The organism is Vibrio sp. C8, from assembly GCF_054051265.1.
This window is the reverse complement of the sequence record NZ_JBPAOE010000011.1, coordinates 86,333-105,186: the sequence shown is the minus strand read 5'-3', so window position 1 is coordinate 105,186 and position 18,854 is coordinate 86,333. Positions and strand designations below refer to the sequence as shown.

General features: G+C 43.2%; 14 protein-coding genes. 5 read left to right on the top strand and 9 right to left on the bottom strand.

Translation table 11 applies throughout. From position 1 onward, the window contains the following. Positions 1-230 precede the first annotated feature (230 nt). A complete protein-coding gene (gene sixA / locus ACRQQK_RS06505) occupies positions 231-698 on the bottom strand; it encodes a phosphohistidine phosphatase SixA (protein WP_457510516.1) in 468 nt (155 codons plus the stop codon). A gap of 376 nt (positions 699-1,074) precedes the next feature. Between sixA and ACRQQK_RS06500 the strand changes: the two genes are divergently transcribed. Further along, a complete protein-coding gene (locus ACRQQK_RS06500) occupies positions 1,075-3,852 on the top strand; it encodes an insulinase family protein (RefSeq protein WP_457510515.1) in 2,778 nt (925 codons plus the stop codon). Positions 3,853-3,918: 66 nt separating this feature from the next. On the opposite strand, the gene ACRQQK_RS06495 is transcribed toward ACRQQK_RS06500, so the two are convergent. Further along, positions 3,919-4,512, bottom strand: coding sequence for a VOC family protein (locus tag ACRQQK_RS06495; RefSeq protein WP_457510514.1), 594 nt, complete (start codon positions 4,510-4,512; stop codon positions 3,919-3,921). Between the two features lie 224 nt (positions 4,513-4,736). Here ACRQQK_RS06495 and argS point away from each other — a divergent pair, with 224 nt between their 5' ends. Then, complete coding sequence (argS, locus tag ACRQQK_RS06490) at positions 4,737-6,470, top strand: arginine--tRNA ligase (RefSeq protein WP_457510513.1); 1,734 nt, start codon at positions 4,737-4,739, stop codon at positions 6,468-6,470. A 106-nt stretch (positions 6,471-6,576) separates the two neighbouring features. Next, positions 6,577-7,005, top strand: a complete 429-nt coding sequence (locus ACRQQK_RS06485) for an HIT domain-containing protein (RefSeq protein ID WP_457510512.1) — start codon at positions 6,577-6,579, stop codon at positions 7,003-7,005. Positions 7,006-7,105: 100 nt separating this feature from the next. Here the strand turns inward: ACRQQK_RS06485 and ACRQQK_RS06480 are convergent, their stop codons facing one another. The 5 genes from ACRQQK_RS06480 to znuA form a co-directional block, all read right to left on the bottom strand. Then, a complete protein-coding gene (locus tag ACRQQK_RS06480) occupies positions 7,106-7,336 on the bottom strand; it encodes a FeoC-like transcriptional regulator (protein ID WP_457510511.1) in 231 nt (76 codons plus the stop codon). After that, complete coding sequence (feoB, locus tag ACRQQK_RS06475) at positions 7,333-9,606, bottom strand: Fe(2+) transporter permease subunit FeoB (protein WP_457510510.1); 2,274 nt, start codon at positions 9,604-9,606, stop codon at positions 7,333-7,335. Before feoB ends, ACRQQK_RS06480 begins: the two co-directional genes overlap by 4 nt. Beyond that, a complete protein-coding gene (locus tag ACRQQK_RS06470) occupies positions 9,606-9,833 on the bottom strand; it encodes a FeoA family protein (RefSeq protein ID WP_457510509.1) in 228 nt (75 codons plus the stop codon). Before ACRQQK_RS06470 ends, feoB begins: the two co-directional genes overlap by 1 nt. Positions 9,834-10,554: 721 nt before the next feature. After that, entirely contained in the window at positions 10,555-13,905 is a 3,351-nt protein-coding gene (locus tag ACRQQK_RS06465; RefSeq protein WP_457510508.1) for a helix-turn-helix domain-containing protein, read from the bottom strand. Positions 13,906-14,116: 211 nt separating this feature from the next. Then, positions 14,117-15,001, bottom strand: coding sequence for a zinc ABC transporter substrate-binding protein ZnuA (znuA, locus tag ACRQQK_RS06460; protein ID WP_457510507.1), 885 nt, complete (start codon positions 14,999-15,001; stop codon positions 14,117-14,119). Between the two features lie 80 nt (positions 15,002-15,081). Here znuA and znuC point away from each other — a divergent pair, with 80 nt between their 5' ends. Together znuC and znuB are read left to right on the top strand one after the other, a co-directional pair. After that, a complete protein-coding gene (gene znuC, locus ACRQQK_RS06455) occupies positions 15,082-15,870 on the top strand; it encodes a zinc ABC transporter ATP-binding protein ZnuC (RefSeq protein WP_457510506.1) in 789 nt (262 codons plus the stop codon). Beyond that, positions 15,863-16,645, top strand: coding sequence for a zinc ABC transporter permease subunit ZnuB (gene znuB, locus ACRQQK_RS06450; RefSeq protein ID WP_457510505.1), 783 nt, complete (start codon positions 15,863-15,865; stop codon positions 16,643-16,645). The genes znuC and znuB overlap by 8 nt, the downstream gene beginning before the upstream one ends. Before the next feature lie 67 nt (positions 16,646-16,712). On the opposite strand, the gene sucD is transcribed toward znuB, so the two are convergent. Further along, a complete protein-coding gene (sucD, locus tag ACRQQK_RS06445) occupies positions 16,713-17,585 on the bottom strand; it encodes a succinate--CoA ligase subunit alpha (protein ID WP_102940821.1) in 873 nt (290 codons plus the stop codon). After that, a complete protein-coding gene (gene sucC, locus ACRQQK_RS06440; RefSeq protein WP_102967658.1) occupies positions 17,585-18,751 on the bottom strand; it encodes an ADP-forming succinate--CoA ligase subunit beta in 1,167 nt (388 codons plus the stop codon). The genes sucD and sucC overlap by 1 nt, the downstream gene beginning before the upstream one ends. Positions 18,752-18,854 lie beyond the last annotated feature (103 nt).

The following is an 18,854-nucleotide window of genomic DNA, read 5'->3' as shown; positions in this document are numbered from 1 at the left end:
TTAATACTAAAATTGAAGAATTCGGTTTGCAGTATTGAGTTTGCTGCTTTCACAAAGCTAAGATCGTAAAAGCCTCTAAATGACAACACTTTAGCCAGAGGATGCAATATTCAGTCCATTCTAATGCGCCAAATTAATGGCTGCTTATGAAAAAACAGCGAACATCGATAACTAAAATGTTTAGAGACAAAAAAGGCCACCTTACGGCAGCCTCGACATGTTTTGTTCGATTAGGGATGAATATTCCACACCAGCTCACCTTTGCGAGCGGCGACATCATAATCAATACAGACTAATCCGGAAGTTGGGAACATAGGAGCAACCATTCCCGGTACAAACTCAGAAACCAGATACCCAACTAAAGGTAAATGCGACACTAACAGTACAGATGTCAGGTTTTCCGCTTCAATACATGCGGCTACGAACTCGAATACATCTCCTGACTGACCATATGGAGTGATCTCTTCACATACTTCAACCATGTCAGCTGAAAAGTGTCGCGATATCTCTTGCCAAGTTTGTTGAGCGCGCAAGTAAGGGCTCACAAAGACTTTGTCTACATGTGTAATATTCTTCTGAATCACGCCTGCTCTAGCTACAGCGACAGACTCATTCCGACCTCTATCCGTCAAGGCTCGCTCTGCATCACTGGCAGCATAATGCTGGGCTTCTCCGTGACGCATAATAAAAATTTTCATCTTTTTTACCTTAGGTTTAATGCAGTCTGTTGCTGCTTGGCGCCGATTATAATCGCCTTTTACCCTATTTCGCGACCACTTTTGCCGCAATTTGTGAGTCCTTTATATTACGCAACTCTCATGCCATCTATCTCCATTGAGTCTGGGCTCACTCACCGCATTTATCTCTTAATGAATTCAAATTAGGGTTAATTTCAAAACTATCAGTCTGTTAAAAACTCAGTGAAAAGACTAAAATGACAATGTGTTAATAAAAGTTCCAAGTTTATAAACGCTCTCGTTTATAAATATCCAGCTCATAAAAACCCGATCTCGTATTTGCGGTAAGTAGTATCAGCGCCATACTTAAGATCCCGTGCTACTCCGGAGATTCTCTGTGCACATAAGTCCTAATGATTCAAACCGCTATCGACACTTCACTCTGCCAAATGCGCTGAGGGTTCTGTTGATCCAAGATGAAAGTGCGCAAAAATCTGCTGCTGCACTTGCGGTCAACGTAGGACATTTTGATGACCCTATTGATCGCCAAGGTATGGCTCACTATTTAGAGCACATGTTATTTTTGGGAACAAAGGCATATCCGAAAGTTGGTGATTTTCAAAGTTTTATCAGCCAACACGGTGGCAGTAATAACGCTTGGACAGGAACAGAGCACACCTGTTATTTCTTCGACGTAACAACCAGCGCTTTCGAAAAAGCGCTTGACCGATTTAGTCAATTTTTTGCCGCACCATTGTTCAATGAAGAAGCGTTAGACAAAGAGCGCCACGCTGTCGATTCCGAGTACAAGTTGAAGCTCAATGACGACTCTCGCCGTTTGTATCAGGTACAAAAAGAGACGGTTAACCCACTCCATCCGTTTGCAAAATTCTCCGTCGGCAATATCGAGACATTAGGTGACAGAGAAGGCAAATCCATCCGCGAAGAAATTATTGCGTTTCATGCCGAGCAGTATTCATCGGACATCATGACGCTGACGCTTATGGGACCACAAACTCTTGATGAGATGGAAAAGTGGGTCAAAGAGAAGTTTTCAACCATTGAAAACAAACGCCGACACGGAAAATCAATCATCGAACCGTTTGTCACACCAGAACAAACGGGCATGACTATTAGGGTCGAACCTTTAAAAGAAATTCGTAAGCTGGTAATGAACTTCCCCATGCCTAATGTGGATGCTCATTATCCTTACAAACCCTTGTCTTACTTTGCGCATTTAATCGGTTATGAAGGTGAAGGCAGCTTACTGTTAGCATTGAAAGACAAAGGCTGGATAACTTCACTTTCAGCAGGTGGCGGTGCCAGTGGCAGCAACTATCGCGAATTCTCTATCAGTTGCACGCTGACAGCAAAAGGCTTGAAAAAGTCAGACGAAATCATTCAGGCACTGTTTCAATATATACGAATGATTGAAGAACAAGGCTTGGAAGAGTGGCGTTACCTTGAGAAACGCGCGGTATTGGAATCGGCTTTCCGCTTCCAAGAAACAAATCGTCCTATGGATATTGTTAGCCATTTAGTCGTCAATATGCAGCATTACGCCGCTGAAGATACCATTTATGGCGACTACCTGATGAGAGGCTACGATGAGGCGTTGCTAAAAAGTTTTCTGCCTTATTTGTCGCCAGAAAACCTTCGGGTAACGGTCATTGCACAAGGGCAGCGTTACGATAGAGAAGCCAACTGGTACTTTACACCTTATTCTGTCGAACCTTTTAGCGAAGAACAACAGAACATCTACCGTACCAATGACAAGACGTGGCCGTTGACTCTGCCGCCTCAAAACCCGTTTATCTGTTACGACCTTGACCCTAAACCGGTTGTCGATGCGCAGCCACAACCACAGATATTGCAAGACTTACCTGGCTTCCGTTTATGGCACATGCAAGATGCGGAATTTCGCGTACCAAAAGGCGTGATTTACATCGCCATCGACAGTCCGCACTCCGTCGCGAATGTGCAAAACATAGTGAAAACACGTCTTTGTGTTGAGATGTTTTTAGATTCTTTGGCGAAAGAGACCTATCAAGCAGAAATTGCCGGTATGGGTTACAACATGTATGCCCATCAAGGTGGCGTAACGCTATCCATCTCTGGTTTCAGTCAGAAGCAACCTCAGTTGATGGAAATGATCTTGTCTAAATTTGCAGAGCGTAGTTTCAGTCCTAAACGCTTCGACACCATCAAACAACAAATGCTACGCAATTGGCGTAATGCGGCTCACGACAAACCCATTTCTCAGTTGTTTAGTAATATGACGGGGCTATTGCAGCCCAACAATCCGCCGTATCCAGCTTTGCTTGAAGCGCTAGAAACAATAGAGGTTGACGACCTTGCTGAGTTCGTCGATTTGATTCTTGCCAACTTGCATGTCGAGATGTTTGTTTATGGTGACTGGCAAACACAAGACGCACACGATATGGCAGAAGTGCTCAAAGATGCATTAAGAGTACAAAACCAAACTTACGAAGAGTCTCTCCGCCCTCTTGTTATGTTGGGTAACAGCGGGACTTTCCAGCGTGAACTGAACTGTAACCAAGATGATTCAGCAGTGGTGGTTTACTATCAGTGTGAAGATACAGAACCACGCAGCATCGCGCTCTATTCGCTCGCGAATCACTTGATGTCAGCCACCTTCTTTCATGAAATTCGTACCAAGCAGCAGTTAGGCTACATGGTGGGTACGGGCAATATGCCAATGAACCGTCATCCGGGTCTGGTACTTTACGTTCAGTCACCGAATGCAGCACCAAGCGATCTCATTTTTTCGATTGATGAGTTCCTAAATGCTTTTTATCTGGTTCTGCTTGAACTGAATGATTACGAATGGCATAGCAGTAAACGTGGTTTGTGGCATCAAATCGCTACACCAGATCCAACCCTCAGAACACGTGCACAACGCTTATGGGTCGCTATCGGTAATAAAGATTGGAACTTCAATCAACGGGACATCGTACTTGAAGAGCTCAAACAACTGAGCAAATCCGATATGATCCGTTTCGTGGTTAATACACTTAAACCAAGAACGGCCAACCGACTCATTATGCATACGCTTGGCAATGCTCATCAGGACTGCGAACCGCTTCATTTAGGACTGGAAATTGGTTCAACGGAAGAGTTCCAGCTCAGACCAAAAGCGTACGATATCGGCTAAAATTGTATAGAAATAGGAGTTGCGTAATACAACTCCTTACTTTGACTTGATGTGATTTAGGGCAAGTTACTGTTCTGATTCAACAATGTTTTTTAATGAATGTGGATGTAACTTGATACACACGCCCTGCCATTTGAACGCCACAGTCGGGTTATTTAATCGCTCACCTTCGCCCTTGGGACTGGATAGCTTCACTTTGACACCTTTACCTGCAAGATTGTCCCAGTTCAACGCAAGATCAGGAAACATCTGTTTCAAATACGCCAGATAATCATCGGCTGTTTGCGCTTCTGATGGCACGACAAATTCCACATGTTCCCAACTTTGCTCAGGGTAAATCTTACCTTCTGCGGGATAAGGCAGCTCTAAACACTCAATATGCCAACTTTTAATCATCAAAGGTTGTTTGAATGCGATAACAATAATCGGACGACCGTTGATTTGGGTTTGAGAAATCACTTCCCCTTCTTGAGTCCAAGCTTTATGCGCCAATTTTGCCAACTCCAACTCATTGATCCGCATGGCAATATGATCAAGTTGATAGGCCGATAAATCTATCTGCAATACTGCCGTTAGTTGCTGAATTTTTTCGATAAAATTTTCTAAGTTTTGTTTCATCTGATTAGGATGAAGACCTGCATCTAGCAATGGCTGAAGCATTTTGCGCGTCCAAAATAATGATTTTTCACCGATACTATCAAAAGCACGCGGAAAAGTAGTAAATTTCGCAATTTCTTCCCTATAAGCGCGCCAATAAAATTGTTATTATGTGCGCCAATTTATGAACTAGATCAAGATATGCATTCACTACTGTCTGGTGATTTACAACCGTGTAGTGATTTTTATGCATACGCAACCAATTCCCAGAATTGAAGGACACCCGAGTGAATATTCAAGCACTGATTAATGACAAAGTATCTCAGGCTCTTGAAGCCGCTGGCGCACCAGCAGGAAGCCCTGCTGCCGTTCGCCAATCTGCAAAAGCACAGTTTGGCGATTACCAAGCCAACGGCGTGATGGGCGTTGCTAAACAGTTAGGTACAAATCCGCGAGAATTCGCACAAAAAGTCTTGGATGTTCTCGATCTTGACGGTATCGCAAGCAAAACTGAAATTGCTGGACCGGGCTTTATCAATATCTTCCTAAGCGAAGAGTTCCTTGCGGCTCAAGCTGAAGCTGCGCTTGCTGACGAACGTCTAGGCGTGGCAGTTGAAACACAGCAAACTATCGTTGCTGACTACTCTGCACCAAACGTTGCAAAAGAGATGCACGTAGGTCACCTACGTTCTACCATCATCGGCGATGCGGTTGTTCGTACACTTGAATTCTTGGGTCACAAAGTCATTCGCGCTAACCACATTGGTGACTGGGGTACTCAGTTCGGCATGCTAATCGCAAACCTTGAGCGTATCCAACAAGAGTCTGGTGAAGTATCTATGGAGCTTTCTGACCTAGAAGGCTTCTACCGTGAATCGAAAAAGCTTTACGATGAAGATGAAGAGTTTGCAGTAAAAGCACGTGGCTACGTTGTAAAACTGCAAGGTGGTGACCAGTTCTGTCTAGATATGTGGAAGAAACTGGTTGACGTAACTATGGTTCAAAACCAGCGTAACTACGATCGTCTAAACGTATCTCTTACTCGTAACGATGTGATGGGTGAAAGCATGTACAACGACATGCTTCCAGCTATCGTGGCAGACCTGAAAGAAAAAGGTCTGGCACAAGAAGATGACGGCGCACAAGTTGTATTCCTAGACGAATACAAAAACAAAGATGGTGAGCCAATGGGCGTTATCATCCAAAAACGCGACGGCGGTTTCCTTTACACCACAACCGATATCGCGTGTGCGAAATACCGCTACGAAACTCTCGGTGCTGACCGTGTATTGTACTTCATCGATTCACGTCAACATCAACACCTGATGCAAGCTTGGACAATTGTTCGCAAAGCAGGTTACATCCCTGAAGAAGTGTCTTTAGAGCACCACGCATTCGGCATGATGCTAGGTAAAGATGGTCGCCCATTCAAGACTCGCGCAGGCGGTACTGTTCGACTTGCAGATCTTCTTGATGAAGCAGAAGAGCGTGCAGCCACTCTGATCGAATCTAAAAACCCTGAGCTATCAAGCGAAGAGAAAGCAGAGATTGCAACGACAGTAGCAATGGCGGCAGTGAAGTATGCGGACCTGTCTAAACACCGTACAACTGACTATGTGTTTGACTGGGACAACATGTTAGCGTTTGAAGGCAATACTGCACCATACATGCAATATGCTTACACTCGCGTTGCTTCTATCTTTGCTAAAGCTGGTTTGTCGATGGATGAACTGAGCGGTGATATCAAACTTACAGAAGAGAAAGAAAAAGCATTGATCGCGAAACTGCTTCAATTTGAAGAAGCAGTACAAGCAGTCGCTCGTGAAGGTCAACCGCACATCATGTGTAGCTACCTGTTCGAACTTGCTGGTCAGTTCTCTAGCTTCTACGAGGCATGCCCAATCCTAGTTGCTGAAGACGAGCAGGTAAAACAAAGCCGTTTGAAACTGGCGGCGTTAACAGCGAAGACCATCAAGCAAGGCCTGTCACTGCTAGGTATTAACACCCTAGAGCGCATGTAATACAGCAAGTTAATACAAGCAAATTGAAAAAAGGTTGGCGACATGTCAACCTTTTTTGTTTTGCTTACCGTATAATCATTTTCAGTTTCTATCATGGATGTTTTATATGAGTTTTCACCTTCACCCACAACTTGCTAAAGATACCGATGTGATTGGCCATTTCCCGCTCTGTGTTGCTCTACTCCATAAAGACGACGCTGTGCCATGGGTTATCTTGGTACCTAAAAAAGCGAATCTAAAAGAACTGCACCATTTACCAATGAACGAACAGCAGCAATTTCTGGTCGAATCTCAGGCAGTCAATCAAGCTTTGGAAGCGTTATTCCAACCAGCAAAGCTTAACCTTGGCGCTTTAGGCAACATGGTTCCTCAACTTCATATCCACCATATTGCACGCTTTGAAGACGATATCGCCTGGCCTGGACCTATCTGGGGAAATACTAAAGGTACGGTTCGTAGCGAGCAACTACAGGAAGAGATGTTGGTGAAACTACGCAGCTTGCTGTCGATGAGCAAAATATTTGTCACTGCTTAAGATCGCTTTTACCGACAAGTTTGGATAAATAAAGAGAAAGCCGCTTAATGCGGCTTTCTCTTTATTTCAATGACATCTTATTTCAATGACATCATTTTCACTACATAGTGACCGTGACTGACAGGCTATCTTGCTTGTTAATAACATAACGAACTCGCGTTACATGCTGAGCAGCATTGGTATCAATAAGGCGTGAAATAACGCCTTTCTTAATCCAAATAGCAAGCATGGCATCAACGCCGTCTTCGCTGATTGAAAACCGTTTAGCCAACTCCTTGCGAGTGATACTTCCCGTCTCTTCAATCGCCTGTTTCAGTTCGGTCAAAATCATGCCACTTGAACCTCAAGAACGTGCTGTTTGCGCCCTGCTCTCTTAAGCATTTGGAACACGGTGTAGTAGACCGCAATAATAGCAACTATCCAACTGATACTGGATAACGGATGACTCGCTAAGTTTACCGCTTGATAGAATATCGCCGCACAGCCATACGCTAGACCCATCGTCCATGCGGCAATAAAGTAAGAGTACTTTTTACCAAATTCACGAACGTATGCCCCCATAGCAGCTACACAAGGCGTGTAGAGAAGAATCATAATCAAGTAAGCAAATGCTGCACTGCCGCTTTCGAAATGTGAGTTCAAGTTACCGAAGATTGAAGAATCCACCTCTTGCTCTTGTGCAACGGCTTCGTTATCAGAAAGGTCACCCACCTCAATACCCAATGGATCAGAGAAACTCAATCCCATTAGGTTTTCAGGCACTGACATTACCGCTTCTTCTAAACTCGCCATTAAATCGAACTCTGCACCTTCTTCATCACCCGCTGTGGTGTAAAGATTGTTCAGCGTACCCACAACCGCTTCTTTGGCGAAAATACCCGTAATAATACCGACAGTAGCTGGCCAGTTATCTTGGTTCACACCAATCGGTGCAAATACCGGAGTCACAACCTGAGCAGCTTTCGATAATACTGAGGCTTCACTGTCTTGGTTACCAAACGAACCATCGGTACCTACAGAATTTAAGAAGCTTAAAATCGCTACCACCATAACAATGGTTTTACCTGCACCAAGCACGAAGCGATTAAGCTTTTGCCACGTTTTAATCAGTACGTTTTGCAGTGTTGGAAGTTCATAGTCAGGCATTTCCATCACTAAGCTATCGCTTGAGCCAGGATACAGCGTCTTCTTGAGAACCCAACCGGTAAACACCGCTGCAACAATTCCGAGTAGATAAAGCACAAATACAATGTTTTGACCACTTTGCGGGAAGAATGCGGCAGCAAAGAGCGCATACACTGGTAAGCGGGCGCCACACGACATAAACGGAGCCATAGAAGCAGCTAACTTACGTTCACGTTCTTGGTCTAAAGTACGAGTCGCCATAATAGCAGGCACGTTACAGCCGAAACCGAGTACCAAAGGTACAAACGCTTTGCCCGGTAGACCGATTTTTTGCATAACCTTATCAAGTACAAATGCTGCACGTGACATATAGCCAGAACTTTCTAATACAGCTAAGAACAGATACAAACAGGCAATAACGGGAATAAAGGTAGCAACGGTTTGGATACCGCCACCAATGCCATCCACCAGAACCGTCACTAACCAAACAGGCAGATGGTCATCAAGCAGATAATGGCCGCCATCAACCAGCAGTGCTCCAACACCAATATCAAAGAAGTCGATAAACGCACTACCAATGTTGATAGAGAACATAAACATCAGATACATCACGGCGAAGAAAAAAGGAACGCCTATCCATTTGTTTAAAATGATTTTATCGGCTTTCTCGGTAAAGCTGTGGCTCAACTTACCTTCACTACAACGAATTTGCTTACACTGTTCATGGAGATAAGTGTACTTGGTATCTGCCACATGTAAGTCTATATCCAGCCCGCACTCTTTCTGCTGCTTATAGACTTGTGCGCGGTCAGCTTCAGGCAAGCCGTTAATAACCATTAAATCGTTTTCAAGAGCACGAATAGCTAAAGCACGAGCAGCAACATCTTGTTCTTTAAACAATGGTATGAGTTGCTGAATTGCGGCTTCAAAGTTTTCGCCATAATTCAGTTCAACATCTTTAAGAGCGATACCTTGAATAAGTTGCTTATGCAGCTTTTCTTTGAAACGACGAACTTGTTCTCTGTTATTGGCAGAAAGGGTAAATACAGGACAACCCAACATTTCGGCAAGCAATTTGGTATCAATACGTTGACGATCACGCTTGAGAGCATCCATTTTATTGAGAACAACAACCATCGGTCTGCCGAGTTCACGCAGCTGCAATGTCATATATAGACTGCGTTCTAAGCTGGTTACATCTACAACGTTAATAATTAGATCTGCAGGATGAGTTAATACCGCTCTTGAAGCTATCGACTCATCAATACTGTTGCTATCGTTACCACTGTCTAAAGCATAAATTCCCGGTAAGTCAGTCAACCTAAAGTCATCACCAGAATGGGAATAACGGCCAGTCTTCTTCTCAACGGTGACCCCCGCCCAGTTTCCTACCTGCTGTTTTGCACCAGTTAGACCATTAAACAGCGTTGTTTTACCGCTGTTAGGGTTACCTACTGTAAGCACTTGATATTGCATTATGCTTTCTCCACTTCAATAGACGATGCAATGCTATCTCGCACTGCCAACGATATGCCTCTAACTTCAACCTGTAGCGGATCGCCCATCGGAGCTCTACGAATTAGCGTTACTTCTGTGTTTGGTAATAATCCCATCACCATAAGCTTTTTCCTAACCTCATTAGACAAACCGTTCATTGCTAGAACAGTGCCTCGGTCGCCATCATTTAAGTCAGATAGTTTCATAATGCATTTCGCCAATCGTAGTGTTAATGAGAAACATTTTTATTTGATATGTGAATAATACGCCCCTACAACCCAACAAATATTGCGTGAAATCAAATATTGCTAAAATGACAACTCTGAACGATGGCTGATTTATCTCGTCAAAAACGTCAAATTCAAAGAACATATTTATATATCAAAACTCACTGACTTTTCGCACCTTTCGACTAGAAACAAAATAAATAATTAAAATCAATAAGTTAAATCACACAAACTTTGTTGTCGTTTTTCTTATATAAAATTGTCGTTAATTTTATAAGGGTATAAATACGGTTTGATTATAGTCACTCCCGTCTTCACACATTCTCGAAGACATTTATTCCAGAAGTGATGCTATGTCACTCCGGCAGCAAGCGAAGGTGTCTTTGGCACCCGTGGTATAGTCCCCCGGCTATACCACGGTTTTTTTTATCTGCAGAAGCCTAATCAAGTCCCGGCACGTCTAGTTATCCCACACCACTTATAAGCAAACCAAGCAAACAACCTCCTCCAACCTACTTCGACTAGATATAACTTCGATTGCAGATAACGACATCCAGCTTTGCTGTTTCAACCTCTGTTGATTTCTCTTAGATCTCTTTTGAGAAGCTTATCTTGGACGCAAAAAATTACGTCCAAGATAATCTTTAGACTTGGGTTAGAAAATGAAGGTATTACAAAGGAAGAAGAAAAATGAACACCATTAATCTTGGTGTTCATCGATAAATTGAGTTGGTGACAGACCGAAATAATGTTTAAAACGTTGACTAAAGTAAGAAGGATCATTGAAGCCACACTCATATGCGGCTTGCGATACCTTTTCTCCACTTAACAAGCGTTGACAAGCTTTCTCCAATCGCACTTCGTTAAGATATTCTTTAAATGTTTTACCTGTAGCAGTTTTAAATCGTCTCTGGAAACTGCGTTCAGACATAAATAAAACTTTCACCACATTAGCAGTACTAAATTCCGCATCAGAAAAATTATCGACAACAAGCTGTTCAACCTTGCTAAGCCATTGGCTCTCAGTATCATCCAAGAGCTTGCCATCTGAACACTTTGAGTAAGAACCCAAGTCGGTTTCTAGTTGTTCAATATCCGCAGCAGGCCAAGATAGTTGTACAACGTTCTGTTCCTTAGACACATACACATTCATTTCACCGCCTGATTGCTCAACAAGATCGCTTAGCTGATTGAGAGCAAACCCTGACGTGGTTGTCATGGTCTGTTCAACATTTTTAGCGCTTCCACCTTGATCACTCATCGTTACCAAAACACGACCATTCACTTCATAGCAACGAACTACAAGCGCTTGATTCTTGAATAAACGTTTCATAGCCTCTGCAAATAAAGCATTAAAAATCACATCCAGATTAAACTGCTGCAATTTTACGTAACTTCTTCTACTTTGAATCTCTGCATCCAGAATCATTCCAGCAATAGAAAATTCATCACTCCAACTGCTCACTACAGATTCCAGAACCAGAGACAGGTTATGCGTTAATATTGTCGATTCACTATCGGAACGCACATTCTTAACCTGTTCCAACTCAATTCTGGCTTCTTCCACCAGTGTTTCTAATTCTGTTTGATTTGCTTCACGAACGCCGTTCCTCAACTTTTCTAATCTTGGTTCGATAGCCATTAGAATGTTTTCCAACAGTGCGTGGCGAATCTGAATCTGCTTTCGAAGTTGCAAGTTGTTGCTGAGTACGATTTTACTTTGGTGCCTAAGCTGGCTAGTTTTCAAATCTACTTGCTCTTTGAGCAGTCGGTTTGCTTTCATCATCATGCGAGAGCGCCACCAAACAACTAGTATCAACAAAGAGATAAGGCTCAGTACATAAACGATGAAAGCCGTCATAGAGAGATACCAAGGCTCTATAACGTGAAACGATAAATAGCTTTCTAGTTTGTTACGTTGCTCTGCGGTAGAACTGCGTAAATGGAGTTGATAATTGCCCGGACGTAGATGATCAAGCGTGAGTTGCGAACCTTCGATAGGTAGCCATGTGCTGCTTTCCGTTAACTTATATTCAAGACTCAAGTTAACGGTTTGGGGTAAAGCGCCAAAAGTGAGGCTTAGTGAGCGACCGTAATCGACACTAAACTCCGAAGGGCTTCCAACCGACAACAACTTATCGTCAATTTTGATCTGGCTAATAATGACAGGAGAATGGGGCAGACTTGAGACGGACAGCTCTTCAGCAGAAACTTTCACCAAACCTAGCGCAGAACCAATCACTAACTGTGGGTAAGCCGAGCTTAGGCTCGAAGCGCAAACACCTGGAAGAAACTCATTGTTAATTAACCCGTATGGCTCACCAAAATGCTTTTTCACCGCTCCTTGATAGTTATACAGAGTTAGCCCTCTAGAAGAGGATAGCCAGACCCCCTGAGAGCTCTCCATTAAGCATTTAGGACTAATGCTATCTTCGGCTAATACAATAGGAAGCAGTTCGCCACTATCGCTTTGTTGTTTGTAAACACCATAGTCGCTCGCGAACCAAACATGCCCATCTCGGTCTTCAATCACTGAATGGTTTTGCCCATACTCACTACTTGCACTATTGAATGTAATTCTCTGATCTCTGATTGAATAAGTGCCATGCTCAGTGCCAATCAGGATGCCATTGTGTAATGTAGCTTTTAACTGAGTTATCGTGGCAGGAAGATAAGCATCAACTAGCCAATCATCACCATATTCCACAAACGCTTTGTTGACTGTGTTGTAAGACCACAGTTTATTGCCGGACACTCCCCATAGTTCATCATGGCTGTCCACTTCAATTCGATCCACTTTGGCATGAGTTAGCAAAAGTGGAAGCGAGACTTTCACTACTTTTGAATGAACGACATCGAATTTAACTAAACCGTCATCAGTGGCTAACCATAAATTGTTACCCATCAAGACCGAATCGTTGACTTGCCCTTCATAAAGCATCTCTCGTTGTGGTGATTGGTTAAAATTAATACGAGTCACACCTGTTGGCGTTGAGAGCAAAAACTCGTCGTTGACTTGCAGATAGGCAATATTCTTAATATCTGCATTCAAGTCGCTTTTCGTCAGCTTCTTAGACAAAACACGATTAAATTTCTGACCAAACATTGAGTAGTAAAACACACCTTTCTCAGAAGCAATCCATATCCCCCCTTGTGCGTCGTTCACTAAAGAAAAAATCTTATGACCTTTAAGCGAGTAACCACTGTGTACGTTGCTCTTTAGTTTTGTCGTACTCTGATTCAATAATGAATGGACGAACAAGCCGTTCTCTGTGCCAATCCAATATTCATTTTCTGTTTCAGCGATAGAGAGTACGTGCGATTTGGCGATTTTTTGAGGATCTTTAGATTTGTTTTTTAAATCCACCAGCAGCACGCCATCCAATGTTCCAACAAGCATCTCTCTGCGTTTTTCAGAGAAGAATAAAGTTTCAACGTAGTCATCGCCCGAACGAGGCACGTGAACAAAACTGTGATTTTCTGATAGAAAAACACCGGAGTTTGTTGCTAGCACCCACTTTGAAATACCGAATGTCGCGTCATTAACCACGACCCTCTTTGATTTATCAAAGTGGGTCAGTGTTTTTAGTGTGTAAGACTCGAGTAAAAGCGATTGCGTATTGTAAGTGTAGAAATGGTCTTTGCTTACCATCCAAATAGACATCCCAGAAACGCCTATCTTATCGATGGCTGTACCGGCAGGTAGCTCCACAACACGGGTTCGTACATCATTGGTCGATATTTTGTTCAGACTGCCATTTATTACAGTCCAGAAAGAATTGTTCAAGTACACAAGTTGCTGGTAGTCATTGGATAGGATGGAACCTTGCCTCGGCAAAATGGCTTGCCCGTCAAAAAAGCGTATTTTGCCATGGACATCATGCAGCCAAATACCACCCGCTTCACCAACGAATAAACTCTTGGCCGCATAGACTTTGCCTTGTGTCTGAGTTGGCAATGGATAAAACACAGAGGGAGACTTCTCGATGGCATTTGCTGCAAACACGCCAAAGTAGAAAACAGCAAAGACAAGACACCAGATGCGATACAAAATAAACCCTTTCTATGACCAAAGAGGTTCGCGACAGTTAATTCGCGACAAAAAAGAACTTGCATTGTATAGAAAAAAAGCGGCAGTTGAAGGGAGAAGTGTAATAAAATTTTATTTATCAGTGTGTATCACACATGAAAGACGATTAAACATCGCCTTTCATGTGTGAATATCTGTAAAAATCACTAAGTAATAAATAAATTGCTTAATGTTATTTCGCGAGACAGCCGTAAAAACTATCGCTCATAGAGTGAAGAAACTTGAAGTAACTGCCTTTTGATACAGGGATATCTATACCTAAAGGATCGAGAACGCCCGTTTGTGCATCACTACCTCTTAGCACACTTTCAATTACAGCAGGTTGAAACTGAGGCTCAGAGAAAACACATTTTGCTTCATTAGCAGCTAGTGCTTTCCGTATGGCAATCAGAGTCTTAGCACCCGGCTTTCTGTCTGGACTGACGGTAAAATGGCCAATATTATTCAACCCATAATGCTGCTCAAAGTAATCATAAGCATCATGAAAAACGTAATACGGCTTGTGCTTTACTTGGTCGAGCTTAGCAGCAATGTCTTTATCTGTTTGATGTAATGAATTAATAAAGTCACTTAAATTTTTGTTGTATATGTCTTTATGCTCTACATCCGAAGTAACAAGAGTTTGTGTAATCGCTTTTGCCACCTGCTCTGCCTGTTCTACGCCCAACCAGAAGTGTGGGTCATGGGTTCCATGGTTATGCCCATCTTGTTGATGATCGTGTCCCATTTCGCCATACGAACGCAGCTTCAAATCTGGTACTTCACTTAGTGTTAAGACGTTGTCTTGCTGACTAAGAACTTTCTCCAAAAAAGGTTCAAGATCTTTACCAAACCAAATAACCAACGAACTGTGGCGAATGGTTTTTACATCCGAAGGGCGAAGAGCGTAATCGTGTGGTGACGCATTGGCTGAGAGCAAAACTTCTGGCTCGGTCACTCCCAGAGTCAACTCATGCGTTATCATCTGAATTGGTTTAATACTTGTCAGAATGGTATTTGCCCAACCAGAAACCGGTAAGACAATTAGACTCAATAAAAGAGTGATTCTCGAAAACATGGGAGCTTGTATATCCTGTGGCGTTAATATTGGATAAATGTTACATTATAACATCAGTCAATTGCAAATGAGTTCCATTAATGTCAGCGCTTATTGAGTTGCAAGATATCTGCGTAGATTTCAACCAACTCCGAGTATTAGATCGCGTCAACCTTGCTCTTTCGAAAGGAAAGATAACAACCCTTATCGGACCAAATGGAGCAGGAAAATCGACTTTAGTTAAAGTACTACTCGGTCTTCATACACCGACTTCAGGTAATGTCGTCAAAGCGAAAAATGTAAAGATTGGCTACGTCCCGCAGAAGCTAAAACTTAACGATACGTTACCGCTCACCGTAGAGCGTTTTCTAAAACTCGCAGGTAAGTATAGTCGCCAGGAACTAACTGAAGCGATGCGATTGGTTGGTGCCGAACATTTGGCAAGAAATGATATGCACAAACTCTCTGGCGGTGAAAACCAGCGTGTCTTACTTGCACGAGCTTTGCTACAAAGACCTGACATCCTTGTATTGGATGAGCCAGCTCAAGGTGTGGATGTGCAAGGCCAAATTGACTTATACGATTTAATAAATACCATTCGTCAGCGTTTCGGCTGTGGTGTATTTATGGTTTCCCATGATCTTCATCTGGTAATGGCAAAAACCGATGAGGTAATTTGTTTACATCACCATGTGTGTTGTTCTGGTACTCCAGAGCACATCACGAAACACCCAAGTTATATCGCTTTATTCGGTGACCGTAGCCGAGAAACATTAGCGTTTTATCATCACAACCATGAACACCATCATCATGATCTTTCTGGTCAGCCAGTAAAAGGCGATGCTGGTACATGTTCTCACCACTCCCATGGTCATCATCAACATGATTGAATTTCTACTTCCATCGATTCTTGCTGGTATTGGTATTGCAATTATTGCAGGCCCACTAGGTTCTTTTGTTGTTTGGCGCAAAATGGCCTACTTTGGCGACACGTTAGCTCACGCCTCTCTTATGGGGCTTGCGTTGGGCTTTCTTTTGGACATCAACCTTTATTTTGCGCTGCTTATTTGTTGCTTAGGATTGGCCTTCATTTTAGTGACTCTGCAAAAGCAGCAGTTGGTTGCTACCGACACGTTACTTGGCATATTGGCTCACAGCTCTCTATCGCTCGGTCTGATTGCTGTTAGTTTTCTCGACAATGTTCGTATCGATTTAATGAGTTATCTGTTCGGTGATCTGCTTGCAGTAAACCCTTCTGACTTAATCTTTATCTGGAGCGGTGTGATCATTGTAGGCGCGATTCTTTACCTGTTCTGGCGTCCATTGCTTTCAAGCAGTGTGAATGAGGAACTTGCGTCGGTAGAAGGCATCAACATTGACCTGATGCGTTTGGTGCTCATGCTATTAGTAGGTTTAGTGATTGCTGTGGGGATGAAGTTTGTAGGTGCTCTGATCATGACTTCACTGCTTATTATTCCAGCTGCGACTGCAAGAAGACTGGCTCAAACGCCAGAACAAATGGCGCTGTTTGCCGCCTTAATTGGCATCATCAGCGTTCTGTGCGGACTAACTTTATCTTGGCACTTTGACACGCCAGCAGGTCCGTCAGTCGTTATCAGTGCAAGCACATTGTTCATGCTTAGCCATATCGTAAAAAGAAGTTAATTCTTTCTTTAGAGCTTCCAATAAAAAACCCAAGCCTAAGCTTGGGTTTTCTTTATCTTGAATAATATTACCAACCGGTAACTTCACGCAGAGCTTTACCGATGTCCGCTAGGCTCTTAACCGTTTTCACGCCAGCAGATTCAAGTGCAGCAAATTTCTCTTCCGCTGTACCTTTACCACCAGAGATGATTGCGCCCGCGTGGCCCATACGTTTACCCGGAGGAGCAGTTACACCCGCGATGTAAGAAACAACCGGCTTAGTTACGTTTTCTTTGATGAACGCTGCTGCGTCTTCTTCCGCTGTACCACCGATTTCACCAATCATTACAATTGCTTCAGTCTCTGGGTCTTCTTGGAACAGTTTTAGAATATCGATAAAGTTTGAACCCGGAATTGGGTCACCACCGATACCAACACAGGTAGACTGGCCGAAACCTTCATCAGTAGTCTGTTTAACTGCTTCATAAGTCAGAGTACCAGAACGAGATACGATACCTACTTTACCTTTCTTATGAATATGGCCTGGCATGATACCGATCTTACATTCGTCTGGAGTAATAACACCCGGACAGTTAGGGCCAATCATACGTACGCCAGTTTCTTCCAGCTTCACTTTCACATCGATCATATCGATAGTTGGGATGCCTTCCGTGATCGTTACGATTAGCTGAATACCTGCATCGATAGCTTCTAGAATTGCATCTTTACAGAATGCTGCTGGAACGTAGATAACTGTTGCTGTAGCGCCAGTTGCTTCTACTGCTTCACGTACAGTGTTGAACACAGGTAGACCTAGGTGAGTTTGACCACCTTTACCCGGAGAAACACCACCAACCATTTGCGTGCCGTAAGCGATCGCTTGCTCAGAGTGGAAAGTACCTTGACCGCCAGTAAAACCTTGGCAGATCACTTTAGTATCTTTGTTAATAAGTACAGACATTATTTGCCCTCCGCAGCAGCAACAACTTTTTGAGCTGCGTCAGTTAGTGACTCAGCTGCAATGATATCAAGACCAGAACTTGCAAGAACTTCACGACCAAGCTCCGCGTTCGTACCTTCTAGACGAACAACAACCGGAACGCTTACGCCAACTTCTTTCACTGCTCCGATAATACCTTCTGCGATCATGTCACAGCGTACGATACCACCAAAGATGTTTACTAGAACGGCTTTTACATTGTCATCAGATAGGATGATCTTGAATGCTTCAGCTACACGCTCTTTCGTTGCACCACCACCTACATCTAGGAAGTTTGCAGGTTTGCCACCGTGTAGGTTAACAATGTCCATTGTACCCATTGCTAGACCTGCACCGTTAACCATACAGCCAACGTTACCGTCTAGAGCTACGTAGTTTAGTTCCCACTGAGCTGCGTGTGCTTCACGCTCGTCTTCTTGTGAAGGATCGTGCATTTCACGCAGTTTAGGCTGACGATACATAGCGTTTGAGTCGATATTGATTTTACCGTCGAGGCACAATAGGTTGCCTTCGCCAGTAATCACAAGAGGGTTGATCTCTAGTAGAGCTAGATCGTACTGAGAGAACATTTGGCCAAGACCCATAAAGATCTTAACGAATTGTTTAATTTGGTCACCAGCAAGGCCTAGTTTGAACGCAAGTTCACGACCTTGGTAAGCTTGTGGGCCTACGAGTGGGTCAATTGCTGCTTTGTGAATTAACTCTGGAGTCTCTTCAGCAACTTTTTCAATTTCTACACCACCTTCCGTTGATGCCATGAACACAATTTTACGTGTAGCACGGTCAACAACTGCACCTAAATACAGTTCATTTGCGATGTTTGATGCTTCTTCAACCAGAATCTTAGTAACAGGCTGACCATTTGCGTCTGTTTGGTAAGTGACTAGGTTTTTACCTAGCCACTTTTGAGCGAACTCTTTAACGCCTTCTTTAGTATCGTGAAGTTCAACACCGCCCGCTTTACCGCGACCGCCTGCGTGAACCTGACACTTAACGACTTTTTTTGCTGTACTGATACGGCCAGCAGCTTCAAAAGCTTCTTGTGGCGTATCACATGCATAACCTTCGGGTACAGGCAATCCAAATTCTGCAAACAGCTGTTTGGCTTGGTATTCATGCAAATTCATTTTGATATTCCGTTTGTTCTTCCTTTGAAGGAATTATTATTTCCATAACGCTACAGTCTTGGCTGCGTTTGCGTTCGTAGGGCTTTACAAATAAGTCGTTGAA